This window comes from Flavobacterium sp. HTF, from assembly GCF_003105115.1.
GTDB lineage: Bacteria > Bacteroidota > Bacteroidia > Flavobacteriales > Flavobacteriaceae > Flavobacterium.
This window is the reverse complement of sequence record NZ_QETH01000036.1, coordinates 18,904-42,753: the sequence shown is the minus strand read 5'-3', so window position 1 is coordinate 42,753 and position 23,850 is coordinate 18,904. Positions and strand designations below refer to the sequence as shown.

Genomic DNA, 23,850 nt, shown 5'->3' with positions numbered 1-23,850 from the left:
TTCAGGAAACAAAAGAGTGAATTTTGTGCCTTCATTAATTTTTGAAACAACCTTAATTTCTATATGATGAAGAGAAGCAATACTGTCAGCAATAGCAAGCCCTAACCCCTGCCCGTCCTGATCAGAGCTTATTCGGGTAAACCTGTTAAATATTTTTTCCGTTTGAGAAGCATCCATTCCAATTCCGGAATCTTCAATAGATATAAAATACTGGTAATCTGAAAATCCGTCAGCAACTGTAATTTTTCCTTTTTCCCGATTATATTTTATAGCATTGATAATGAGATTATAAATCAGAATATGAATAAGGGTTTTGTTTCCCTTAAAACTAAAATCATGCGTCATCACGTTAGAAAAACCAATTCCCTTGTCTTCAATTCTGTCCTGAAGATCTTCCTGCATGTCTGTTATGATTTCATAAAAATGGATATCCTCATCAGTTGTATACTGATTGTTTTCGATTCGGGAAATCAACAATAAATTATTTATGATTTTTTTCAGCATATCTAATGTCCTGAGCGAACTGGCTATTTTATCTATAGCAGTATCATCCAAAGAATTATTTTGCAATAAATTTTCTAACTTATTTTTGAGCAATGCAATTGGTGTAAGAAGCTCGTGCGAAACGTTTGAAATAAATTGTTTTTCCTTTTTAAAAAGCTCAGCTATACGATCCATCATTTGGTTTAAAACCAGATCAAGTTCTCTGAAATCACGTGATTTTGCTTTTATCGGAGTATGATCAAAAGCTTCCGGCTGGTTAACACGTCTAATTTTAGTATCGATTATTTTATAAAAAGGCTTCAGCAAATATTCAATATAGAATGTATCTGCCAAAAAAGTAATTAAAAGAATGACTACAAAAACAATCAGAATAAAAAACCGAATGATGAAGGTGAGGTCTTTTATTTCACTAAGACTGCTTCCTATTTCCAGTTGGTAATCCTGATTTTCATATGTAAAATAGTGTTGTAAAATACGATACTCATTTTGTTCCCCTTCAATAATCCTGTAGTCATTGCTAAAAGTTGTTTTTTTCTGACGTGATTTGACATCTACTTTTGAAAGTACCAAAAACTCGCTGTGCAGTGTTGAAAACTGAGAATACGTATCTGTTGAATCATCAGAATTTTCAATAAAATCATTAATTTCATTTTGATCCAGATGGTCAATAAATTTTTTCTGTTTTTCTAATAAACTATTATTTATATGCCGGTAAACCACATTTTCGACCAAAATCGGAAGTGTCAGCCATAATATCAAAATCACCAACAATCTTGTTAGTGCATTAAAAATGGCTAATTGATGTTTTATTTTCACAAATAATTTATTTATTCATTAATTCTGTATCCTACATTACGAACGGTTTCAAACCAGCCGATATCAGTATGCTTGTCTAATTTTTTTCTGAGATTTCTAACATGGACATCGATAAAATTAGAATCTGAATTTACTTCGAGAATATCTCCCCAGATATGCTCTGTTAGCTGCAATCTGGTAATTACTCGATTTTTATTCAATACTAAATATTGAAAAATATCAAATTCCTTTTTGGTCAGATTAATCGGGACATCGCTATAACTTACTCTGTAATCCTGCAACTGCAATGAAAAACCATGTATTAATAAATCATTCATAGTAAAACCATGCATTCTGCGAATAACAGCAAACAAGCGTGCGCTCAGTTCTGTCAGTGCAAAAGGTTTAGTCAGATAATCATCGGCACCAAGATGAAGACCGTTTATTCTGTCGTCCAGCTCTCCGCGCGCGGTTATTACAATTACGGCCATTTTTGATTTTGTTTTTCTAACGGCTTTCAAAACCTCAAAACCATCTCCGTCAGGTAAACCTAGATCGAGCAACATGGCATCATAATCATTACTGGCAATTTCGTCTAAAGCATCTTCACAATTATGCGCAATCTTACACACATATCCTGTATTACACAAAAAGTCATGCACTTCTACAGCAAGTTCTCTGGTATCTTCAACAATTAAAATATTCATAACTATAAATTCTATGAGCAACTAAAATTAAGCAATTATAAAAATCCCTGTTGCCTGTTATTAAAAAATTAACGAATCAAAAAAAGCCGATAAATCTCTTTATCAGCTTTTTCCCATCTGCATTTTTATAATTACCTTTTTCTGTTTTTGTCTCCTTACAATGCTTCGAAAACAAAATAAAAAATGATCCTTATTTTTTCACTTTTGCAGTTTCAGTTTTCGATGCCTGCTTTTTATCTGCTTTGGCTTTTTTATCAGATTTAGCTTTTGGCTCTTTTGTTGCTTTTACTTCTTTTGCAGGATTAGTTTTCACAGGAGGAAATGCATGAACCATTGCACCTGTTCCTAAAACTGCTACGAGTACCATCAAAAAATTTCTCATGATTTCTAATATTAAAATTATACTTATTATTTACAGGTCAAAAGTATCCCTGAAAAATGAAGACCAAATGAAGAAATGGCTTACAATAAAAAAATTAACCGCATATTAACAAAAACGCATAATCTATACAGGTTCGTTGAAATACGTTACAGCTTAAAAAAAGCATAACGAAACTTATTTAATAATATGACAGATACTTTTTGTTACAAAACTTAACTATTTTAATTCGCAAAACAGAATCTTTTTAAAACCCAATTGTTTATTTTTACGGACTAAATTTTTTTTTATGTCAACTCAAAAACGTCTTTTTCTTCTTGATGCCTATGCATTAATATTTCGTGGTTATTATGCCTTCATAAAAAATCCAAGAATTAATTCTAAAGGAATGGATACATCTGCAATTATGGGTTTTATGAACTCTCTTCTGGATGTAATCAAAAGAGAAAAGCCGGATCATTTGGCAGTTGCTTTTGATAAAGGAGGGAGTCACGTAAGAACAGAAATGTACACCGAATACAAAGCAAATCGCGATGAAACTCCCGAAGCGATCAGACTTGCTATTCCATATATTCAGGATTTATTAAATGCAATGCATATTCCGATTATTGAATCTAATGGCTGTGAGGCTGATGATTTAATCGGTACTATCGCCAAACAGGCAGAAAAACAAAACTACAAAGTCTATATGGTTACGCCGGATAAGGATTTTGCACAATTGGTTTCTGAAAATATATTCATGTACAAACCGGCCCGTATGGGTAATGGTATTGAAATTTGGGGAATTCCTGAAGTTTTGGCAAAATTCGAAATTGAAAGACCGGAACAGGTAATTGATTTTCTTGGAATGATGGGCGATGCTGTCGATAATATCCCGGGGCTTCCGGGAGTTGGAGAAGTTACGGCAAAAAAATTCCTGAAAGAATTTGGGACAATGGAAAATCTTTTGGCAAACACACATTTGTTGAAAGGTAAAATGAAAGAAAACATTGAAGCCAATAAAGAAAAAGGGATACTTTCTAAAAAACTGGCAACAATTATTATAGACTGCGATGTCACTTTTAATGAGACAGATTATGAGCTGACACGTCCTGATATTGAAAAAACAGATGCTATTTTTCAGGAACTGGAATTCAGAAGAATGGCGGAACAATTTGATAATCTGTTTAAAATTGGCGGAACAACCGAAACCGCAAGCCCGGCATCTGATGCCAAATTATACAAAAAACCACAGCCTAAAAACGAAGATCAATTTGATCTTTTTGGAGGCGCAACAATTGACAATGAAAACCCGGAACAGGCAAGAACCTCGTTTTATGAAACTCTCGAAACTACGACTCACTCCTATCAGGCTGTTGAAGGTGACTTGGGTATAAAACTGCTTTTGCAAAATCTGCAAAAACAAACTGCCGTATGTTTTGATACTGAAACTACAGGCCTTGATGCTTTACATGCAGAATTGGTCGGAATTTCATTTTCTTATGAAAAAGGAAAAGGATATTATGTTCCGTTTCCGGAAAGCCAGGAAGAAGCTCAGGTTTTGATTGAAAAATTTGTTCCGTTTTTTGAAAATGAAAACATCGAAAAAATTGGTCAGAACTTAAAATATGACCTGAAGATTTTATCAAATTACGGCGTTACGGTAAAAGGAAAACTTTTTGACACCATGATTGCACATTATCTGATTAATCCGGATATGCGTCATAATATGGATATTTTGGCTGAAACGTATCTGAAATATTCTCCAAAATCTATTGAAACTTTAATTGGAAAAAAAGGTAAAAATCAAATCTCCATGCGTGACGTTGCTCTTGAAGAAATCAAGGAATATGCTGCCGAAGATGCTGATGTTACGTTACAATTAAAAGAGATTTTTACATCTGAATTAGACAAAACGGAAACTAAAAAGTTGTTTGACGAAATCGAAATCCCGTTAGTAAGCGTTTTAGCCGACATGGAAACCGAAGGAATTCGTCTTGATGTGGAATTTTTAAGTATAATGTCCAAAGAAATGGATATTGAAATTAAATCCTTAGAAGAAAAAATATACGAAACGGCCGGCGAGAAATTCAACCTCGCTTCTCCAAAACAATTAGGAGACATTTTATTTGATAAACTTAAAATCGGAGGAGCAAAACAAAAGAAAACCAAAACGGGTCAATATGCCACCGGAGAAGAAGTTCTGACTTATCTGGCCAACGATAATCCAATAGTAAAACAAATTCTGGACTGGCGCCAAATGGTTAAGCTGCAAAGTACTTATATTCTGGCTTTGCCTGAGCAGGTAGATAAAAAGACTTTGCGTGTACATACGGATTATATGCAAACTGTTGCTGCAACCGGACGTTTGAGTTCTAACAATCCGAACTTGCAGAATATTCCGATTCGTACCGAAAGAGGCCGCCAGATCCGTAAAGCTTTTGTGGCGCGAGATGAAAATCATACGTTGATCTCTGCCGATTACTCTCAGATCGAATTAAGAATTATCGCAGCCTTAAGCGGTGAAGAAAATATGATTGCTGCTTTCCAGAACGGAGAAGATATTCACAAAGCAACTGCTGCCAAAGTTTTTGATGTACCACTGGAAGAAGTTAGCCGTGAGCAAAGAAGTAATGCAAAAACAGTAAACTTCGGAATCATCTACGGCGTTTCTGCTTTTGGATTAAGTAATCAAACCTCATTATCAAGAAGTGAAAGTGCTGCCCTGATTGAAGCCTATTACAAAACATATCCAAGATTAAGATCTTACATTAATGAGCAAATAGAATTTGCACGCGAAAAAGGGTACGTACAGACCATTTTAGGGCGTCGTCGTTATTTAAAAGACATCAATTCTGCCAATGCGGTAGTAAGAAGTGCTGCTGAACGAAATGCTGTAAATGCACCCATTCAGGGAAGTGCTGCCGATGTCATTAAGATTGCGATGATCAATATTCATAAAAAATTAAAAGAAGAAAACTGGAAATCTAGAATGCTGCTTCAGGTACATGATGAGCTTGTGTTCGATGTTCATAATGATGAACTCGAAAAAATCCAGCCGATGATCAAACATGAAATGGAAAATGCTTTTAAAATGGCAGTCCCACTGGAAGTTGAACTTGGTTTAGGAAAAGACTGGCTGGAAGCGCATTAAAAGCAGAATATGAAAAAACTTATTTTATTATTTTTTCTTTTTCATTCGCTTTTTGCTGTATGTCAGGACAATACTTATTATCTGGAAGGAACTTTAGGTAAAAGTAAAATTTTCATGACTGTTCAGGTTTATAAATCAGATAATGAAACGAGTCTAAATGCTGTTTATTTCTATAGAAATTCATTAAAAGACATTAAACTGGAAGGAAAATTAAAAGACAGCAATAATTTTACTTTCTATTTTAAACCGGGTGATAATATCACTGAGAAATTTTACCTGAAAAAATCGGGTAATAATTTCGATGGTTTTTGGTATGATGCAAAGGAAAAACAACTGGCTGTTCATCTTGAACCTGTAAATTTTGACAATTACAAATCAAATATCAAAATCAGATTTGATGATAAACGTTTAAATCTGGTGAAATACAAATTCCTTGAGTTTAAAAAACAGAAAACCACGATTTACAACAACAAAGAAATTGTCTGGTATTCGGAGAAACATTGCAGTTCTGATTTCTTTCGGCTTGGAACTAATTTTTCAGAAAAAAACAAAGCTGTAATTAATCCAATTTTGGAAGAAATACATATTCAAAGCACATTAGCCCAGCTTAGTTGTTCTTCAAGTTTTGAATATAGTAACGGTCAGGGAATTGAAGGCAGTACAACTATCAACTTCTTAAATACAAACTTACTGGGTTTTGAAATATTTTCGTCTTATTACTGCGGAGGCGCGCACCCGGATTTTGGAGGAAGCGGTTACCTCATTGATTTGAATAGTGGAAAAAACTATGAGATTGATGACATAATTGCTTTTGACAAAAGTGCAACTACAGAAAAAGAAAGTGATTTTTCGGCGTTTTCTAAATATAGAAGTACTTTTTTTGCACCAAGATTACTTGCTGTAATTAATTCTCAGGAACATTTTGAAAAACCAAAAAACACAGACGAAGATCCGTGTGATTATACCGATGAAGAATATTGGGATTTTCCTTCCTGGAGTTACACTGAAAAAGGAATTGAATTTACCCCAATTTTTTACAGAGCCGCAAGATCCTGTGAAGAATCATTTGTTGTACCTTTTGAAAAATTAAAGAAATTTAAAAATCCTAAATTTCCTTATGATTTAAGATAAAAGTATTAACCAATAATCGACACAAAACAGAAGACACTTTTGAAATTAATTTTCTTAAGATGTTGAATTGTATCAAGATTGGTTTGAAGCAGATAATTTTCTTTCTACATATAAGATTATAAATCCATTCATAGTGAATGGATTTTTTTATTTAAGATTATTTTATTTTTAACAAAATACACCTAGAGGATTAATTTATTATTCACTATTATTGTAATTTATTTCTTTCTTTTTATGAATATAAGCAGAAGAATTTTTAAATCAATTTATTGAAAATTTATGACTCAGTTTAAACGTTTAACTGTAAGTATTTTTATATTAATTTTAAGTCAAATATCAATCTCTCAAAATAAGGAAACCTATTTAAAAAAAGTTTGTTACACGGAAAATTTTCTAAAAACAAAAACTGATTCCATTTGTTTTTTAACTACCATAAATAATTCTAACTTACCTAAGCCTACTATTTTATTTATTCAAGGGTCAAAGCCATTACCGCTAATTTTTTATGATGATAAAGAAGTAAATACAATTATTCCTTTTGATATTAAACCATATCTGAAAAAATACAATTTTGTAGTTATTGCCAGAAAAGGTATTCCATTAATCGGTTCTTACGAAAAAGACTCTAATGGATATCGTAAAGCAGATGGAAAGATTCCGGAAGATTACATCAAAAATGACAATCTAAATTATAGGGTAAATCAGGTAAAATCAGTTATAGCTTTTCTACATAAAAACAATACCGTTAAAAAAGATTCTATTTTTGTTGTCGGTCATTCTGAAGGATATCGTGTCGCCGCTAAAGCTGCTGAGAATAATAACAAAATATCTAAATTAGTTTGCATGTCAGCTGATCCATTTAATCGAATCACAGAATCTATTTTAAGGGAGAGAATTGAGTGTTTTAAAAATGATGATGATGCAACAAGTCAAAACAAAATTGATAAATTAATAAGTGAATATACAAACATAGAAAAAGATAGTAAAGAATTTAAAAATGATATAGATTTCAACAATTGGGCAAGTTATAATAGGCATTTAAGCTATGAAAGCTTTAAAAAGTTTAAAAATCCAATGTTAATAATTTATGGCACAAATGACATAGGATCAACACATAATGATTTATTGCCTTTTCTTCTTCCTTATAAAAAAATCACAATCAAGGCTTATCCGGATTATGGTCACAATTATGAAAAACGGGAATTTGATTCAAATGGAAAAGAACTGGAAAGCAGTTATCACTGGGATGATGTTTTCAAAGATGTTACAAATTGGTTATTACAAAAAAATTAAACACTGAGTCTAAAGTTTTAATTTTGCATCATAAAAAAATCCATTCAAACTGAATGGATTTTTTTTATCTATTTTTTTCTTGTTGATTCTCGTTCTTTTAAAACTGTTTTAATAACGATTGTTTCGTAATCTGAAGTTTCTTCTTCGGTTTCTTCCAGTCTTTTGATTAACCTTTTGGCTGCCACTTCTCCAATTTCGATTCCGTGCTGGCTTACTGTGGTTAAACTTGGTGATAAACGTCTTGAAGCTAAAATTCCGTCAGCAAAACCAATAATGGAGATATCTTCCGGAACCCTGAATCCTTTTTTCAGACTTACTCTTAAAGCGGCAACTGAATCATTTTCATCCAAAGCAAAAATGGCGTCAATTTTATGATCAAAAATGGCATCAATTTTAGCTTTCATGTCATCTTCAGAATCGGTACGAAGAATAATTTTTTCGTTTACCGGTATATTATTATCTTTTAATGCTTTCAGATATCCGTTGGCTCTCAATTTACCAACACTTAAATTATCAACTGAAGAAATCAGTGCAATGTTTTTACATCCCAGATTAATTAAATGCTGAGTTGAGTTTAAGGCCGAATCAAAATCATCAACCACAACTTTATCACATTCTACTTCATCAGCAATTCTGTCAAACATTACAATTGGAGTTCCGTCACTAATAATCGCTGAAAAATGATTGTATTCCTGTAATTTTTGTGCTTCTTCGGAAACTGACAATATAAAACCGTCAATCGTTCCGTTACTAAGCATTTCAAGTGTATGGATTTCTTTTTCCAAAGATTCATTAGAAATACAAGTAATTACATTGTATCCTTTTTTATCCGCTACCTTTTCGATTCCGCTAAAAACTTTTGCAAAAAATGAGTTTAATATATTAGGTATAATAACTCCAATAGTTTTCGTTTTACGATTCTTCAGATTCAGACCAATAACATTCGGCTTGTAATTCTTCAGTTTAGCATACTCCTTAATTTTGATCTTAGTCTGCTCACTAATTTCAGGGCTATCATTAAGCGCTTTAGAAACTGTTGATACAGAAACATTAAGTTCTTTCGCGATTTGTTTTAAAGTTGCTTTAGCTTTCATTCTATCATATTTATGGAATTAGTACAAATATAGTAGAATTAGTGAAATTACAACAAAATTCATCAAAGACTGCATTAAAATTTTATCATGTTTCATCTGTTTCTTAAGGGAATTATAAAGAAATTTTAAAATAAAGCCAATTTCTGAAACCAGTTCTTACAAAACCCCGTAAGTAAACTAATACATGAAGATGTAATTGCTATTAATAACCACGTAAAAATTGTTAATTATGAAAAACGAAGTAAGGATTCAGGAAGTAGATGCTTCTCTGAACAACAGAAGGAATTTTCTCAAACTTAGCGGGCTGACTCTCGTTGGGGCCGGGCTAATTATGGCCGGCTGCAGCGACAATGATAATGACGACCCAGTTGTAGATAATATGCTGCCGGGAATTAAAAACGGAAAATTTGATTTGGGAGCAGGGGATTTTGGTGTGCTCACTTATGCATATGCTCTGGAGCAGCTGGAAGCTGATTTTTATACTAAAGTTGTAAATGCATCAAGCTTTAACAGCACCTTTAATGAAATAGAAAAACAGGTACTTACCGATTTATATCATCACGAAGTAGTTCACAGAGATTTTTTTAAAGCAGCATTAAGCGGAGGATTACCTGATCCCAGTTCACAACTATTACCAACCCTGGCTTTTAATTATGGTTCATTAAACTTTAACAGTCGTGCAGATGTACTTGCAACCGCCAAAGCTCTTGAAGATACCGGTGTAGCAGCTTACAATGGCGCAGGAAAACTGATAAAAAATGCTGATTATCTATTGCTGGCCGGAAAAATTGTTTCTGTTGAGGCCAGACATGCATCAGCAATCAGAAGTTTGATTAATCCAAATTCTAAAGATTTTGCCGGAGACGATATTGTAAATATGAATACCGGACTTGATGACGCAAAAGATCCTTCTAAAATATTAGCAATTGCAGGCGGCTTTATTACAACAGAATTTACAGCTAAATATTTACCTTAATATTAATCCATTTTTTTAAAACTAGAAATTATGAATATCTTAAAATTTATAGAGTCATTTACCAACGAAGGTGTTATGGCTGCCACAGGTTCAAGAAGAGACAGTTTTTCACAATTTGGAAATCTTGGAAAAAATTTAGCATTAGCATCTATTCCATTTGGTTTATCTGCATTAGCAAATAAAGCAATGGCACAAGACATTACTGCAACTCCGGCAACTCCAATCGGAGCTTTGCAATTTGCCCTCACCTTAGAATATCTTGAAAATGAATTTTATGCCATGGCATTAGATTCGGGAGTAATACCGGCATCAGAAAACGGAGGACGTGATTTAAAAGTATTTCAGCAAATAGCAGATCATGAAGCAGATCACGTAAAATTTTTAATTGCGGGACTTGGCGGAACCATGAGCCCCAATTTTGTTCCAAAACCCACTTTTGATTTTACTGTTGGAGGCGCCTTTGATCCTTTTGGAGATTATCCGACCTTTTTAGCATTAGCACAGGCATTTGAAGATACGGGTGTGAGAGCTTATAAAGGTCAGGCAGCAAATCTTATTTCTACACCCGATTTATTAACTGCAGCATTACAAATACATTCTGTCGAAGCACGACATGCGTCTGAAGTACGACGACTACGTGGTCTAAAAGGATGGATTTCTAACAGCGAGAGAGGAGCCGGAATGCCGGAAGCTACGCAGGCTGTTTATAACGGAGAAGGAGTTACAATGCAGGCAGGTTATAATACCGCAACCTTATTTGGTGCCGCAGCGGGATCTGAAGCGTATGACGAACCACTTACTACACAACAAGTTGTAGATATAGCAAATATATTTATAGTATAAATTAATTTTTTATAAGCCTATTGCCAGCCATCTTTACTTAATTTTGTAAAGATGGTTTTTTTATTGTTTTGGATGAAAAATTAACACCTGAAAATCAGCAGTTAAAATAATCTTTTAAGGTATTTGGTTTTAAAATAATTAATTGTACTTTTGCATCCCCTTTATTGGGGATGGAATGTTTAATTAAAATAATATTATGGACGCATTAAGCTACAAGACAATTTCAGCTAGCAAAGCCACTGTAACAAAAGAGTGGATTGTTGTTGATGCTGAAGGGCATAACTTAGGTCGTCTTGCTTCAAAGGTTGCGATGATCTTAAGAGGTAAGTACAAGCCAAGTTACACACCGCACGTTGACTGTGGAGATAACGTAATTGTTATCAACTCAGAAAAAATTAACCTTACAGGTACAAAAATGAATGACAAAATTTACATGCGTCATACAGGTTACCCAGGAGGACAAAGAACTTTAACTGCTAAAGTATTGCAATCTAAAAACCCTGCATTATTAGTAGAAAAAGCTGTAAAAGGAATGTTACCTAAAAACAAATTAGGAGCTGAACTTTTTAGAAATCTAAATGTTGTTGTAGGTGGTGAGCATACTCACGGAGCTCAAAAACCTAGAACTGTTAACCTAAACGATCTTAAGTAATGGGAGTTATTCACAAAATCGGTAGAAGAAAAACCGCTGTTGCACGTGTATATGTTTCTGAAGGAACAGGAAAAATCACTGTAAACAAAAAAGAATTCGCAACTTACTTTCCAACTGCAACTTTACAATACAAAGTTTTACAACCGCTTTCTATGACAGAAAACGCTGGTAACTTTGATGTAAAAGTAAACGTTTACGGAGGTGGTTCAACTGGTCAGGCAGAAGCTGTTAGAATGGCATTAGCACGTGTTATGTGTGAAGTGAACATTGAAAACAGAGCTATCCTAAAACCAGAAGGTTTATTAACAAGAGATCCAAGAATGGTTGAACGTAAGAAATTCGGTCAGAAGAAAGCTCGTAAGAGATTCCAATTCTCTAAACGTTAATATTACCTGTCTTGTTCAGATGGGACAAGACATTATCAATTATTTATTGAAATTAAAAAACACAGTTATTGTTGCTCTCCTATCGAGGTAGGATATAGTTTAGCATCTAAATGTATAAAGCCTGGGAAACCGCCATTTATGCATTGCTAATCAACAGAACGTAAACTAGTACAAAAATGGCAAACAAAATAGAAGTAAAAGACTTACTAGAAGCAGGTGTTCACTTCGGACACATGACTAGAAAATGGGATCCAAACATGGCCCCTTACATTTATATGGAGCGTAATGGTATTCACATTATCAATCTATATAAAACTGCAGCTAAAATTGAAGAAGCTAACGAAGCTTTGAAAAAAATCGCTGCATCAGGTAGAAAAATTTTATTCGTAGCTACCAAAAAACAAGCAAAAGACATCGTTGCTGATAAAGCAAAAGCGGCAAACATGCCTTACATTACTGAAAGATGGCCTGGTGGAATGCTAACTAACTTCGTAACTATCAGAAAGGCAGTTAAAAAAATGTCTTCTATTGATAAAATGAAGAAAGATGGTACTTTCATGACTCTTTCTAAAAAAGAGCGTTTGCAAGTTGATCGTCTACGTGCTAAATTAGAGAAAAACTTAGGTTCAATCGCTGACATGTCTAGACTACCAGCTGCATTGTTCGTAGTAGATATCAAAGCTGAACACATCGCAATAAAAGAAGCACAAAAATTAAACATTCCAGTTTTCGCAATGGTTGATACGAATTCTGACCCAAGAGAGGTTGATTACGTTATTCCTGCAAATGATGATGCTTCTAAATCAATTGACAAAATTTTATCTTTAGTAACTGCTGCTGTAATCGAAGGTCTTTCTGACAGAGGTTCTGAAAAAGAAACTGAAGCTTCAGAAGAAACTGCTGCACCAGCTGTTGAAGCTGCACCGGCTGTTGAAGCTGCTGCTCCTGCAACTGAAGAATAAATCAAATTTTAAATTCCAAATTTTAAATTCTAAAATCCAAACACAAATTAAAAACGTTATGTTGATAATTTAATAAAATTGGAGTTTAGAATTTAAAAGATGGAATTTTTACTTTTAACATTAAAATTCAAAATATTATGGCAACAATTACTGCTGCAGACGTAAATAAATTAAGACAATCTACAGGTGCCGGAATGATGGACTGTAAAAAAGCTTTAGTTGAAGCTGATGGAGATTTCGATAAAGCTATACAAGTCCTAAGAGAAAAAGGACAAAAAGTTGCTGCTAACCGTTCTGACCGTGAGTCTTCTGAAGGAGCTGCTGTTTCTTTCATCAATGCAGACAACACTAAAGGAGCTATCATCACTTTAAACTGCGAAACTGACTTCGTAGGTAAAAATGAGGCTTTCGTAACTTTGGCTAAAGATTTAGTAGAAAGAGCTATCAACTTCTCTTCTAAAGAAGAATTCTTAGCTTCTGATTTCAACGGAATTACTGTTGCTGAAAAATTAATCGAGCAAACTGGAGTTATCGGTGAGAAAATCGAAATCGGTGGTTTTGAAATTTTAGAAGGTGCTTTTGTTGGATCTTACGTTCACGTTAACAAAATTGCTGCATTAACTGCAATTTCTGCTGCAATTCCTAACGCTGATGTTTTAACTAAAGATGTTTCTATGCAAGTTGCTTCTATGGGAGCTGATACATTATCTTACAAAGATTTTGATCCTGCTTTCGTTGAATCTGAACTTGCTGCTCGTATTGCTGTTATCGAAAAAGATAATGAAGAAGCAAAACGTTTAGGTAAAACTTTAAAAAATGTTCCTAAATATATTTCTTTCTCTCAATTAACTGAAGAAGTTTTAAAACAAGCTGAAGAAGATGCTAAAGCTGAATTAAAAGCTGAAGGTAAACCAGAGCAAATTTGGGACAAAATTATCCCAGGAAAAGTTCAACGTTTCATCTCTGACAACACGACTTTAGACCAAGAGAAAGCTTTATTAGATCAAAACTTTATCAAAGACGACAGTAAAAAAGTTGGTGATTACGTTAAAGGATACAATGTTGAAATTACAGGTTTCAAAAGAGTTACTTTAGGTTAATATATTATTATTTCAATATAAAAAGCCCGGATATTTATTTATTCGGGCTTTTTTATTTTTGTTAATTCTGTACTATTGGAAAGTTCCTGGCGCGCATTAAGGCATCAGATTCAAAAGCCCTTCCTCTGAAGTTTTCATACGATTCTTCTGCGTCAATAGTATTCCCTATACTAAAAACGGTATTATAAAGCCTTTCTGCAACTTCTTTATCAAATGGTCCTTTCCCTTCTGAAAAAGCTTCATAAGCATCTGCATTTATAACATCAGACCACAAATAACTGTAATATCCTGCCGCATATCCATCACCGGAAAAAATATGTGCAAATTGAGGAATTCGATGGCGCATAACAATTTCAGAAGGCATATTTAGCTCTTTAAGAGTATCCGCTTCAAATTGATGGGGATTGACATTTTCTGTAAGTAAATGAAGTTTCATATCCACAAAAGAACTTGAAATCGTTTCTACGGTTGCAAAACCTTCATTAAAATTGGCTGCTTTTTCTATTCGGTCTACTAATGATTTAGGCAATGGTTCATTTGTTTTATAATGTAAAGCAAATTTATTCAGCACCTCGGGAGTTGCCAGCCAATGTTCTAACAACTGAGACGGAAACTCAACATAGTCTCTTGCCACAGCCGTTCCCGATAAACTCGGATATGTTACATTAGAACACAATCCGTGGAGTGCATGGCCAAATTCATGAAATAAAGTAGTTGCATCATCCCACGAAATCAAAACAGGTTCGTTTGTATTTCCTTTTATAAAGTTGCAGTTATTAGAAACAATCGGAAGTGTCTCACTTAGTTTCTGCTGATCCCGATAAGAACTCATCCAGGCGCCTGAACGTTTCCCTGCTCTTGCGTAAGGATCAAAATACCATAATCCAATCGTTTTGCCGGTTCTGTCACTATTGACCTCCCAGACACGAACATCTTTATGAAAAACGGGAATAGTATCGATTTGCTTAAAACTTAAATTAAATAATTCGCCTGCAACCCAAAACATACTTTCTCTTAAGTTTTCGAGCTGCAAATATTGCTTTACCTCGTTCTGGTCTAAATCGTATTTTGATTTCCTGACTTTTTCTGCATAATAACGATAGTCCCAGGGCTGAATTTTAAAATCACCACCTTCGGCATCCACAATTTTTTGCATTTCTGCAACATCATGATGTACTTTATCAACAGCCGGTTTCCACACCGATTCCATTAAAGCTAATGTTTCGGCCGGGCTTTTTGCCATTTTATTAGACAAACTCCATTCTGCAAATGACGCATAGCCCAATAATGATGCTTTCTCGCTTCGTAATTTTAAAATAGAAACAAGTAATTCATTATTATCATTTTCGTTACCGTTATCGCCTCTTTTTACAAAAATATCAAAAGCTTTTTGTCTTAAATCCCTACGATTAGAAAACGTCAGAAATGGTTCAATAGATGAACGGGTATTTATAACACATCCCAAAGCATCAATTTTTCTCAGTCTGGCTTCAGCAATAGCCGCATTTTTAATTTCTTCCGGTAAACCGTCAAAATCATTTTCTGATTTTAATTCTATAAACTGGTTTTGCTCTTCGGCTAATAAATTCTGGCTAAATCTGGTAAAAAGAAGTGCTAATTCCTGATTGATCTTTCCAACTTTTTCTTTATTCTCGTTATTTAATTTTGCTCCTTCGCGCACAAAATTTGTATAATACCACCAAACCAGACGTTGTTGTTCGCTATTCAGATTTTTATATCCTTCTGAATTATATATCGCTTCTATTCTTGAAAAAAGCTTGTGGTTTTGATACATTTTATCATTCAGTTCCGATAATTTTGGAGACATTTCAGTTTCTACAATTCCGAATTCGGGAGTAAAAATATTTGAACTGAAGATTTCGTAGATTTCGCGAATTCTAGTGATGTTTTTACCCGAAAGTTCTAAAGCTGCAATGGTATTATCAAAATCAGGCAGCTCATCATTATTTGCAATTTTATCTAATTCTTCTAATTTTTGCTGAATGGCAATTTCTATTGCAGGTTTAAAATCTGAAACTTTATATTCATCAAAAGAAGGAACTCCTCCGTAAGGTCCGCCCCATTCCTGAAGCAACGGATTTTGAGAACCTGATTGAGAGTTAATGGAAGTGATAGTGCTCATTATAAAATATTATTTATTTTCTGATTGACAATTTAATTATCTAAACTCAAATTTACCATTTTATTATTTTGAAACCCACTTTATTTATATAGTGAATCTTCAACTTAAATAGAAATAACTTAAATTTGAAACTTCATTTACCAAAAAGAAATATGTTTAAAACCAAAAGAGAAATTGTCTTCGTTATTCTTGCAGGAATTTTTATTACCAACGCAGTCGTTGCCGAATTAATAGGTGGAAAATTAATCCAGATTGGCCCTTTTGTAATGAGTATAGGAATATTGCCCTGGCCAATTGTTTTTCTGACAACTGATTTAATCAATGAGTATTTTGGTGAAAAAGGAGTAAAAAAGCTTTCTTTTATTACAGCCTGCCTGATTGCTTACGCCTTTCTTATTCTTTTTATGGCAATTGTGATTCCGGCCGCAAAAGGGATTAGTCCTGTAAATGACGAACAATTTCAGGCCGTTTTTGGTCAGAGTATGTGGATTATTGTTGGAAGTTTAATCGCTTTTATAGTATCGCAATTAATAGATGTCTGGATATTTTGGTTTTTTAAAAGACGTACCGGAGAAAAAAAGATATGGCTCAGAACAACCGGATCAACAGTAATTTCACAATTATTCGATTCTTTTATTGTACTTGGAATTGCTTTTTACTTACCGGGAAAAATTGATTTTGATACTTATATTTCATCCGGTTTAACGGGATATATTTTTAAACTTTCGGTTGCGATTTTATTGACACCGCTTATTTATGCCGGACATCATCTGATAAAAAAATATCTGGAAAAAGATCATCTTCATACAGACAAAGAAGATTTAAAATAATGAAAAATTATAAAATCTATTTTTCAGCCCTGGTAATATGCCTGATTACAAGTTGTTCTAAAAATTCTAAAAAGCAAATACTGGAAGTTACTGACGGTATTTCAAACAAAATAGAAACTATTTCAGAAAGCACAATTGAAACTGTAAAAGCTTATAAAAATTCAATCACAGATAAAATTAGTAAGACGGAGATTATTCCTGAAAATACAGAAACTACGATTGACAGTATTATAGAACGGGAAATCGGAAATGAAAAATTTCTGGGAATTACTTATTTTAAAAAATTCCTGGCAGATTGCAAAACCGGAGAGACTTTAACACAAAAAGAACTTATTGAAGATCATAATATTCCTGCTGACGGAATAAAGATGATAAAAAGCATTACCAAAACGGCGGAAGATGAAATTGAAGTAAAATGGAAATCAACGTGGTTTGTAGAAAGAATTTCTGATGCAAGATTTACAGACGCCAAAATGAAACTCAAATTTGAAGCCAATAAAATGTATACTTCCGGAGAAGCTATCGGAATCAGATATAATAAGAAAATCTATACTGACTTAATAATCATCGGAAATAAAGCATACATCCCTTCAGTAAAAGGCTATCACTGGAAAATTGGAAAGTAATGGAAAGCGAAAATAAAATAAGATGCGGCTGGTGTTCTGCCAGCGATTTATACAAAAAATATCATGACGAAGAATGGGGAGTTCCGGTGTATGATGATGCCTCTTTATTTGAATTTTTAATCCTTGAAACTTTTCAGGCCGGACTGAGCTGGATTACTATTTTGAACAAAAGAGAAAATTTCAGAGCTGCTTTTGATTATTTCGATTATAAAAAAATTGCCAATTATCCGGAAGAAAAAATCGAAGAGCTATTAGAAAATACGGGAATCATCCGCAACAAATTAAAAATCCGTGCGGCTGTTACAAACGCACAAGCCTTCATAAAAATACAGGAAGAATTTGGTACTTTTTCAGATTATATATGGAAATTTACCGATGGAAAACCTATTAACAATAATCCAAAAACCTTAAAAGATGTTCCTGCCACTACTCCACTTTCGGATGAAATTAGTAAAGATTTAAAGAAACGTGGATTCAAATTTGTAGGCTCAACCGTTATTTATGCTCACATGCAGGCAACCGGAATGGTCAATGACCATATTGAAGATTGCTGGACAAGAACGAAGTGATTTTTTGTTTCAGGTTCCAGGTTTCTGGTTAGTAAAACATGAAATCTGAAAGTTTTTCAAACTTTTAAACAAAATTCATTACATTTGCTTCACACTTTAGGGGTGTCTGCAACATGCAGGCTGAGATTTTACCCTCTGAACCTGATCTAGTTCATACTAGCGTAGGGAAAAGTAAGATGACTTCTATGCGCGCGTCTACGCGTAATTTTGTAGCCATTCCTATCGTGTAACTATACACTAAACTTAAAAGGAATGGAACTAAAAATCAACCAACAAGTAAAACAATTCAATGCTGAATCACTTAGCGTTCAGTCATTGCTCGATCTCGAAATTCCGCACAAACAAAACGGAATCGCCGTTGCTATTAACAATACCGTTGTTCCAAAAATCAAATGGAACGAATTCCTCGTACAGGAAACTGATGAAATTCTGATTATTTCTGCCACGCAAGGTGGATAGAAATAAATTCCAATTCAGAAGATTCAGAACCAAATTCCAATTTTATATATACATGGACGCACGGCAGTGCGTCTCTACAGTAAATCACAACTTATAACTTCTTTTCTTATGACTAACGAAGAACAAATCTCAAGAACACCATTCCCTAATTCGGAAAAAATATATGTTGATGGAGAAATTCATCCCATAAAAGTCGCCATGCGTCAAATCAAATTAAGTGACACTAAACTTTCAAACGGGGGAATTGAAAAAAATCCACCCGTAACCGTTTATGATACTTCCGGTGCTTATACTGATCCCAATATTGAAATTGATATTAGAAAAGGTTTACCACGCTTACGCGAAAGCTGGATTCTGGACCGAAATGATGTCGAAATTTTAAATGAAATAACTTCTGATTATGGATTAGCCCGATTAAAGGATGAAAATCTGAACCATCTTCGTTTTGAATATCTGCACCAGCCAAAAAGGGCTAAAAAAGGTGCCAACGTAACACAGTTATACTATGCCAAACAAGGCATTATCACTCCTGAAATGGAATATATTGCCATTCGTGAAAATCAGCGTATTGATCTTTTAAACGAGCAGACAAAAGCGATGCAGTGCCAACACGCCGGACACAGTTTTGGGGCCAATACACCAAAAAGCAAAATTACTCCGGAATTTGTACGTTCTGAAGTGGCTTGCGGAAGAGCTATCATTCCAAACAACATTAACCATCCCGAAAGCGAACCGATGATTGTCGGACGTAATTTCCTTGTAAAAATCAATGCTAATATTGGTAACAGTGCGGTGACTTCGAGCATCGAAGAAGAAGTAGAAAAAGCCGTTTGGGCTTGCCGTTGGGGAGCTGACACGATTATGGATCTTTCGACAGGAAAAAACATTCACGAAACCAGGGAATGGATTATTCGTAATTCGCCTGTTCCGATTGGTACAGTTCCTATTTATCAGGCATTGGAAAAAGTAAAAGGAATTGCAGAAGACTTAACCTGGGAAATTTTCCGTGATACTCTGATTGAACAGGCAGAACAAGGCGTTTCGTATTTTACGATTCATGCCGGAGTTTTATTAAGATACATCCATCTTACCGCAAATCGTGTTACCGGAATCGTATCTCGTGGCGGATCAATTATGGCAAAATGGTGTTTATTTCATCATAAGGAAAATTTCCTGTATACCCATTTTGAAGAAATATGCGAAATCATGAAACAATATGATGTTGCTTTTTCTTTGGGCGATGGTTTGCGTCCGGGTTCTATAGCCGATGCAAATGATGCAGCTCAGTTTGCCGAACTGGAAACGCTTGGTGAATTAACTAAAATTGCCTGGAAACATGATGTTCAGGTTTTTATTGAAGGTCCGGGGCACGTACCAATGCACATGATCAAAGAAAATATGGATAAACAACTGGAACATTGCCATGAAGCTCCATTCTACACTTTAGGGCCATTAACTACTGATATTGCTCCGGGTTACGACCACATTACATCAGCAATTGGTGCGGCAATGATTGGCTGGTACGGCTGCGCAATGTTGTGTTATGTAACACCAAAAGAACATCTTGGACTGCCGAATAAAAAAGATGTAAAGGATGGTGTGATTACCTATAAAATTTCAGCCCATGCTGCAGATTTAGCAAAAGGACATCCGGGAGCGCAATACCGTGACAATGCACTGAGCAAAGCCCGTTTTGAATTCCGTTGGGAAGATCAGTTTAATTTGGCACTTGATCCCGATACTGCAAGAGAATTTCATGATGAAACGCTTCCTGCCGATGGTGCAAAAGTGGCACATTTCTGCTCCATGTGCGGACCAAAATTCTGCTCGATGAAAATATCTCAGGAAATCAGGGATGTTGCTGCTGCAGAGAAAGGAATGCAGGAGAAATCAGAAGAGTTTATTGAACAGGGGAAAGAAATTTATATTTAATGTAGAATCAAGATTATAGTATTAAGTATTAAGATTTCTAATCAGAAGACATTTCATTCCAACTTTTGTCTTAATACTTAATACCCAAATCTTAATACTTTCAAAAAATGATCGTAATTACAAATCCTTTTGTTGTTGCAGATGAAATTAAGATAATTTATTCTTTATTTGAAGAAGGATTGCCTTTGCTTCATATCCGTAAACCTGACTTTTCTGAAATGGAAATGGTGCAGTTTATTCATCAGATTAAACTGAAAAACAGAAATAAACTTGTTTTACATAACCATCATGTATTAGCAGAAGATTTTGGAATTAACCGATTTCATTTTTCTGAAAAAGAAAGAAAGCACATTCACAACTCTACTGCAGGATTTCCAAAACCTTACCGGTATGATTCAACCTCAACGCATTCTATTGAAGATTTCAATTCGATAGAAAATGGATTTGATTACGCTTTTTTTAGCCCGGTTTTTAAAAGCATTTCCAAAGAAAATTATCTCCCAAAAAACAATCTTTTTGAAGCTTTAAAATCAAGAACAAACTTCAGGACAAAAGTTGTCGCTTTAGGCGGAATTGATTCGGGAAATATTGCAGAAACACTTGAAAATGGCTTTGATGATATCGCTCTTTTAGGAGCTGTCTGGAATAATGAAAATCCAATAAAACAATTCAAATTATGTCAAAAAATCGCCCATACGTACTCTCTATAGCTGGCCTGGATCCTTCGGGAGGTGCCGGGGTTCTTGCTGACGCAAAAACATTTGAGCAGCATCAGGTAACCGGATTTGCAATCATAACCGCAAATACAATCCAGACAGAAAATGCGTTTTTTGAAATGGAATGGACTAATTTGAGTTTCGTTATCCGGTCTATTGAAACGCTATTTCAAAACTACAAAATCAGCGCTGTTAAAATTGGAATTGTTCCTTCTTTGGCTTATCTCAACCGGATTCTTTCGTTTGTTAAATTAGAATCTCCAAACACAAAAATTGTTTGGGATCCTGTTTTAAAATCGACCACCAATTTTGAATTTTTAACCATAGAGGACAGATTAGATTTACATAAGATTCTATCTAAAGTTGATTTGATTACGCCTAACTATAATGAAATCGAACAGTTGTTTCCGGGTTTTATATCAGAGAATCTCTGGATAGAAAACGAAATCAGTACAGCAATTCTTTTAAAAGGCGGGCATAATGCAACTGAACCGGGCAAGGATCAGCTGTTTCTAAAAAATGAAATCATCAATTTGCTGCCATCAGAAAAAAACTGTTTTGAAAAACATGGCTCTGGCTGTATTTTATCGTCTGCTATTACTGCCAATTTAGCCCTCAATCAACCTATCACAGAAGCCTGCACGAATGCTAAAAATTATATCGAAAAATACCTGAGCTCAACTTCAACTTTAATCGGATATCATTATGTATAACAAACTGCAATACATTTCCCAGGGAAATACTATCGAATCTCAATTGTACAACATTCATGCGGCACTTGACAATGGATGCGACTGGATTCAGATGCGCTTCAAGGATCAAACTCCTGAAGACACATTTGCTTTAGCGGAAGCTGCAAAAGTTTTATGCGAAAAATACTTAGCCAATTTCATTGTAAATGACAATCTATATCTCGCTCAGCAAGTTGCTGCAGACGGTATACATTTAGGTCTTACTGACATGAAAATTGACGAGGCAAGAGCAATTTTAGGCAGTACAAAAATCATCGGAGCAACTGCAAACACCTATGAAGATATCACTGATCATGTCAAAAATGGCTGTGACTATATTGGTCTAGGGCCTTTTAGATATACTACTACAAAAGAAAAACTGAGTCCGATTTTAGGATTATCAGGATATTTTGGAATTATTCAAAAGCTAAAAAAAAATAAAATAAATATTCCTGTTTATGCTATTGGAGGAATCACATTAAAGGATATAGATCCATTAATGGAAACGGGCATTCATGGAATTGCCGTTTCCGGTTTAATTACTAATAATCCGGAAAAAGGAAAATTAATCACACAACTCAAAGAAAAACTCTATGCAAACATCAGCATTTAATATGGGAGATAAGACATTTGAATCCCGGTTGTTTCTCGGTACCGGAAAATTTGGTTCAAATCTGGAAATGGAAAAAGCAATCCTGGCTTCAAAAAGTGAATTGGTTACCGTTGCCTTAAAACGAATTGATTTAGAAACTGAAACGGATGTCATTTTATCGCACCTGAATCATCCCGGAATTAATTTATTACCTAATACTTCGGGTGCAAGAAATGCAAAAGAGGCAGTTTTTGCAGCTCAGCTTTCGCGTGAAGCGTTAGAAACAAACTGGTTAAAACTGGAAATTCATCCCGATCCAAAATATTTAATGCCGGACCCAATCGAAACTTTAAAAGCTACAGAAGAACTGGTGAAATTAGGTTTTATTGTTCTGCCTTACATTCATGCCGATCCTGTTTTGTGCAAACATTTAGAAGAAGCAGGGACTGCTGCGGTAATGCCTTTGGGTTCACCAATTGGAAGTAACAAAGGTTTAAAAACCATTGATTTTTTAGAAATAATCATAGCACAAAGCAATGTTCCGGTAATTGTAGACGCCGGAATTGGCTCTCCTTCTGATGCTGCTAAAGCTATGGAAATCGGTGCAGATGCCGTTCTCGTAAATACGGCTATTGCCGCTGCAGGAAACCCGGAATTAATGGCAGAAGCTTTTAAAGAAGCGGTTATTGCCGGAAGAAAAGCTTTTGAAGCTAAAATTGCCAATCAGCATAATTATGCCGTGGCTTCGAGTCCACTTACATCGTTTTTATATGACTAAAATTTTGTTTCACGCAGATTTAGCTGATTATGCAGATTTAAGAAAATTAATATGCATTGTCTGTCAGATTTGTATGAAAAATCCAACTATAAAAAGAAAGAAATTTCTTTATTTTTGAACAAAAAAAATACTATGTCAGAAAATGAAATTTAATATAAGGTAAGAGGATCAATATTCAAAGTTTACAATAAATTAGGTCCCGGTTTACTTGAATCCATTTATGAAAGTGCTCTATATTATCAATTACAAAAGGATAATCTTAAAGTTCAAAAACAACTTGAAATTCCGGTAAAATATGATGATGCTTATCTGGATATTACATTTAAATTGGATTTATTGGTTGAAGACAAAGTCATTGTTGAATTAAAATCTGTAGAAGAATTAAAGCCAGTTCATTACAAACAACTAACAACCTATTTAAAATTAACAAATAAAAAACTTGGCCTATTAGTCAATTTTAATTGTACAAATATTTTGGACAATATTAATCGGGTAGTCAATAAAATTTAATCTGCACAA

At 34.4% G+C, this 23,850-nt stretch carries 23 protein-coding genes, 1 pseudogene and 1 riboswitch; of the genes and pseudogenes, 19 read left to right on the top strand and 5 right to left on the bottom strand.

The features are described from left to right. The 3 genes from DCO46_RS12560 to DCO46_RS12550 form a co-directional block, all read right to left on the bottom strand. On the bottom strand, positions 1-1,320 hold a 1,320-nt coding region (locus DCO46_RS12560), incomplete at its 3' end, for a sensor histidine kinase (protein WP_133244607.1). A gap of 11 nt (positions 1,321-1,331) precedes the next feature. After that, positions 1,332-2,006: a response regulator transcription factor gene (locus DCO46_RS12555; RefSeq protein WP_116752874.1), complete on the bottom strand. Its 675-nt coding sequence runs from the start codon at positions 2,004-2,006 to the stop codon at positions 1,332-1,334. 190 nt (positions 2,007-2,196) lie between these two features. Next, positions 2,197-2,388, bottom strand: coding sequence for a hypothetical protein (locus tag DCO46_RS12550; protein ID WP_116752873.1), 192 nt, complete (start codon positions 2,386-2,388; stop codon positions 2,197-2,199). A gap of 286 nt (positions 2,389-2,674) precedes the next feature. On the opposite strand from DCO46_RS12550, the gene polA reads away from it, so the two are divergent. The 3 genes from polA to DCO46_RS12535 all read left to right on the top strand — a co-directional run bounded on the left by polA (position 2,675) and on the right by DCO46_RS12535 (position 7,942). Beyond that, positions 2,675-5,518, top strand: coding sequence for a DNA polymerase I (gene polA / locus DCO46_RS12545; RefSeq protein ID WP_116752872.1), 2,844 nt, complete (start codon positions 2,675-2,677; stop codon positions 5,516-5,518). A gap of 9 nt (positions 5,519-5,527) precedes the next feature. Continuing rightward, positions 5,528-6,649, top strand: coding sequence for a hypothetical protein (locus DCO46_RS12540; protein WP_116752871.1), 1,122 nt, complete (start codon positions 5,528-5,530; stop codon positions 6,647-6,649). Positions 6,650-6,928: 279 nt separating this feature from the next. After that, complete coding sequence (locus DCO46_RS12535; protein WP_116752870.1) at positions 6,929-7,942, top strand: hypothetical protein; 1,014 nt, start codon at positions 6,929-6,931, stop codon at positions 7,940-7,942. Between the two features lie 68 nt (positions 7,943-8,010). On the opposite strand, the gene DCO46_RS12530 is transcribed toward DCO46_RS12535, so the two are convergent. After that, positions 8,011-9,036, bottom strand: a complete 1,026-nt coding sequence (locus tag DCO46_RS12530; RefSeq protein WP_116752869.1) for a LacI family DNA-binding transcriptional regulator — start codon at positions 9,034-9,036, stop codon at positions 8,011-8,013. A 229-nt stretch (positions 9,037-9,265) separates the two neighbouring features. Between DCO46_RS12530 and DCO46_RS12525 the strand changes: the two genes are divergently transcribed. The 6 genes from DCO46_RS12525 (at position 9,266) to tsf (ending at position 13,955) form a co-directional block, all read left to right on the top strand. Then, the gene (locus DCO46_RS12525; RefSeq protein WP_116752868.1) at positions 9,266-10,012 is read left to right on the top strand and encodes a ferritin-like domain-containing protein; all 747 of its coding nucleotides are present in this window, start codon (positions 9,266-9,268) and stop codon (positions 10,010-10,012) included. Positions 10,013-10,042: 30 nt separating this feature from the next. After that, positions 10,043-10,855 carry a ferritin-like domain-containing protein gene (locus DCO46_RS12520; protein ID WP_116752867.1) on the top strand — a complete coding sequence of 271 codons (813 nt, stop codon included), beginning with the start codon at positions 10,043-10,045 and terminating at the stop codon, positions 10,853-10,855. A 196-nt stretch (positions 10,856-11,051) separates the two neighbouring features. Beyond that, positions 11,052-11,507, top strand: coding sequence for a 50S ribosomal protein L13 (rplM, locus tag DCO46_RS12515; protein WP_116752866.1), 456 nt, complete (start codon positions 11,052-11,054; stop codon positions 11,505-11,507). Continuing rightward, the gene (rpsI, locus tag DCO46_RS12510; RefSeq protein WP_116752865.1) at positions 11,507-11,893 is read left to right on the top strand and encodes a 30S ribosomal protein S9; all 387 of its coding nucleotides are present in this window, start codon (positions 11,507-11,509) and stop codon (positions 11,891-11,893) included. Before rplM ends, rpsI begins: the two co-directional genes overlap by 1 nt. Before the next feature lie 176 nt (positions 11,894-12,069). Beyond that, positions 12,070-12,855 carry a 30S ribosomal protein S2 gene (gene rpsB, locus DCO46_RS12505; protein WP_116752864.1) on the top strand — a complete coding sequence of 262 codons (786 nt, stop codon included), beginning with the start codon at positions 12,070-12,072 and terminating at the stop codon, positions 12,853-12,855. 137 nt (positions 12,856-12,992) lie between these two features. Continuing rightward, a complete protein-coding gene (gene tsf, locus DCO46_RS12500; protein ID WP_116752863.1) occupies positions 12,993-13,955 on the top strand; it encodes a translation elongation factor Ts in 963 nt (320 codons plus the stop codon). A gap of 61 nt (positions 13,956-14,016) precedes the next feature. Here the strand turns inward: tsf and DCO46_RS12495 are convergent, their stop codons facing one another. Further along, positions 14,017-16,098, bottom strand: coding sequence for a M3 family metallopeptidase (locus tag DCO46_RS12495; RefSeq protein WP_116752862.1), 2,082 nt, complete (start codon positions 16,096-16,098; stop codon positions 14,017-14,019). Positions 16,099-16,250: 152 nt separating this feature from the next. Between DCO46_RS12495 and DCO46_RS12490 the strand changes: the two genes are divergently transcribed. The 10 genes and pseudogenes from DCO46_RS12490 to DCO46_RS12445 all read left to right on the top strand — a co-directional run bounded on the left by DCO46_RS12490 (position 16,251) and on the right by DCO46_RS12445 (position 23,841). Then, positions 16,251-16,928, top strand: a complete 678-nt coding sequence (locus DCO46_RS12490) for a queuosine precursor transporter (protein WP_116752861.1) — start codon at positions 16,251-16,253, stop codon at positions 16,926-16,928. Next, positions 16,928-17,554: a hypothetical protein gene (locus tag DCO46_RS12485; protein WP_116752860.1), complete on the top strand. Its 627-nt coding sequence runs from the start codon at positions 16,928-16,930 to the stop codon at positions 17,552-17,554. Before DCO46_RS12490 ends, DCO46_RS12485 begins: the two co-directional genes overlap by 1 nt. Beyond that, on the top strand, positions 17,554-18,123 hold the full coding sequence (locus tag DCO46_RS12480; RefSeq protein ID WP_116752859.1) for a DNA-3-methyladenine glycosylase I: 570 nt from the start codon (positions 17,554-17,556) through the stop codon (positions 18,121-18,123). The genes DCO46_RS12485 and DCO46_RS12480 overlap by 1 nt, the downstream gene beginning before the upstream one ends. 88 nt (positions 18,124-18,211) lie before the next feature. Next, positions 18,212-18,308: riboswitch (TPP riboswitch) on the top strand. 67 nt (positions 18,309-18,375) lie between these two features. Continuing rightward, positions 18,376-18,582 carry a sulfur carrier protein ThiS gene (gene thiS, locus DCO46_RS12475; RefSeq protein ID WP_116752858.1) on the top strand — a complete coding sequence of 69 codons (207 nt, stop codon included), beginning with the start codon at positions 18,376-18,378 and terminating at the stop codon, positions 18,580-18,582. A gap of 108 nt (positions 18,583-18,690) precedes the next feature. Beyond that, complete coding sequence (gene thiC / locus DCO46_RS12470) at positions 18,691-20,514, top strand: phosphomethylpyrimidine synthase ThiC (protein ID WP_116752857.1); 1,824 nt, start codon at positions 18,691-18,693, stop codon at positions 20,512-20,514. A 107-nt stretch (positions 20,515-20,621) separates the two neighbouring features. Further along, on the top strand, positions 20,622-21,224 hold the full coding sequence (locus tag DCO46_RS12465) for a thiamine phosphate synthase (protein ID WP_116752856.1): 603 nt from the start codon (positions 20,622-20,624) through the stop codon (positions 21,222-21,224). Further along, entirely contained in the window at positions 21,191-21,943 is a 753-nt protein-coding gene (locus DCO46_RS12460; RefSeq protein ID WP_116752855.1) for a hydroxymethylpyrimidine/phosphomethylpyrimidine kinase, read from the top strand. Before DCO46_RS12465 ends, DCO46_RS12460 begins: the two co-directional genes overlap by 34 nt. Further along, a complete protein-coding gene (locus DCO46_RS12455; RefSeq protein ID WP_116752854.1) occupies positions 21,936-22,574 on the top strand; it encodes a thiamine phosphate synthase in 639 nt (212 codons plus the stop codon). The genes DCO46_RS12460 and DCO46_RS12455 overlap by 8 nt, the downstream gene beginning before the upstream one ends. After that, the gene (locus DCO46_RS12450) at positions 22,555-23,331 is read left to right on the top strand and encodes a thiazole synthase (protein WP_116752853.1); all 777 of its coding nucleotides are present in this window, start codon (positions 22,555-22,557) and stop codon (positions 23,329-23,331) included. The genes DCO46_RS12455 and DCO46_RS12450 overlap by 20 nt, the downstream gene beginning before the upstream one ends. A gap of 132 nt (positions 23,332-23,463) precedes the next feature. Beyond that, positions 23,464-23,841: pseudogene (locus tag DCO46_RS12445) on the top strand (GxxExxY protein). The last annotated feature ends 9 nt before the right edge of the window (positions 23,842-23,850 follow it).

Bases quoted from the DNA above. Each gene is read 5' to 3' on its own strand.
- DCO46_RS12555 (WP_116752874.1), bottom strand. From the start codon at position 2,006: ATGAATATTTTAATTGTTGAAGATACCAGAGAACTTGCTGTAGAAGTG.
- DCO46_RS12550 (WP_116752873.1), bottom strand. From the start codon at position 2,388: ATGAGAAATTTTTTGATGGTACTCGTAGCAGTTTTAGGAACAGGTGCA.
- polA (WP_116752872.1), top strand. From the start codon at position 2,675: ATGTCAACTCAAAAACGTCTTTTTCTTCTTGATGCCTATGCATTAATA.
- DCO46_RS12540 (WP_116752871.1), top strand. From the start codon at position 5,528: ATGAAAAAACTTATTTTATTATTTTTTCTTTTTCATTCGCTTTTTGCT.
- DCO46_RS12535 (WP_116752870.1), top strand. From the start codon at position 6,929: ATGACTCAGTTTAAACGTTTAACTGTAAGTATTTTTATATTAATTTTA.
- DCO46_RS12530 (WP_116752869.1), bottom strand. From the start codon at position 9,036: ATGAAAGCTAAAGCAACTTTAAAACAAATCGCGAAAGAACTTAATGTT.
- DCO46_RS12525 (WP_116752868.1), top strand. From the start codon at position 9,266: ATGAAAAACGAAGTAAGGATTCAGGAAGTAGATGCTTCTCTGAACAAC.
- DCO46_RS12520 (WP_116752867.1), top strand. From the start codon at position 10,043: ATGAATATCTTAAAATTTATAGAGTCATTTACCAACGAAGGTGTTATG.
- rplM (WP_116752866.1), top strand. From the start codon at position 11,052: ATGGACGCATTAAGCTACAAGACAATTTCAGCTAGCAAAGCCACTGTA.
- rpsI (WP_116752865.1), top strand. From the start codon at position 11,507: ATGGGAGTTATTCACAAAATCGGTAGAAGAAAAACCGCTGTTGCACGT.
- rpsB (WP_116752864.1), top strand. From the start codon at position 12,070: ATGGCAAACAAAATAGAAGTAAAAGACTTACTAGAAGCAGGTGTTCAC.
- tsf (WP_116752863.1), top strand. From the start codon at position 12,993: ATGGCAACAATTACTGCTGCAGACGTAAATAAATTAAGACAATCTACA.
- DCO46_RS12495 (WP_116752862.1), bottom strand. From the start codon at position 16,098: ATGAGCACTATCACTTCCATTAACTCTCAATCAGGTTCTCAAAATCCG.
- DCO46_RS12490 (WP_116752861.1), top strand. From the start codon at position 16,251: ATGTTTAAAACCAAAAGAGAAATTGTCTTCGTTATTCTTGCAGGAATT.
- DCO46_RS12485 (WP_116752860.1), top strand. From the start codon at position 16,928: ATGAAAAATTATAAAATCTATTTTTCAGCCCTGGTAATATGCCTGATT.
- DCO46_RS12480 (WP_116752859.1), top strand. From the start codon at position 17,554: ATGGAAAGCGAAAATAAAATAAGATGCGGCTGGTGTTCTGCCAGCGAT.
- thiS (WP_116752858.1), top strand. From the start codon at position 18,376: ATGGAACTAAAAATCAACCAACAAGTAAAACAATTCAATGCTGAATCA.
- thiC (WP_116752857.1), top strand. From the start codon at position 18,691: ATGACTAACGAAGAACAAATCTCAAGAACACCATTCCCTAATTCGGAA.
- DCO46_RS12465 (WP_116752856.1), top strand. From the start codon at position 20,622: ATGATCGTAATTACAAATCCTTTTGTTGTTGCAGATGAAATTAAGATA.
- DCO46_RS12460 (WP_116752855.1), top strand. From the start codon at position 21,191: ATGTCAAAAAATCGCCCATACGTACTCTCTATAGCTGGCCTGGATCCT.
- DCO46_RS12455 (WP_116752854.1), top strand. From the start codon at position 21,936: ATGTATAACAAACTGCAATACATTTCCCAGGGAAATACTATCGAATCT.
- DCO46_RS12450 (WP_116752853.1), top strand. From the start codon at position 22,555: ATGCAAACATCAGCATTTAATATGGGAGATAAGACATTTGAATCCCGG.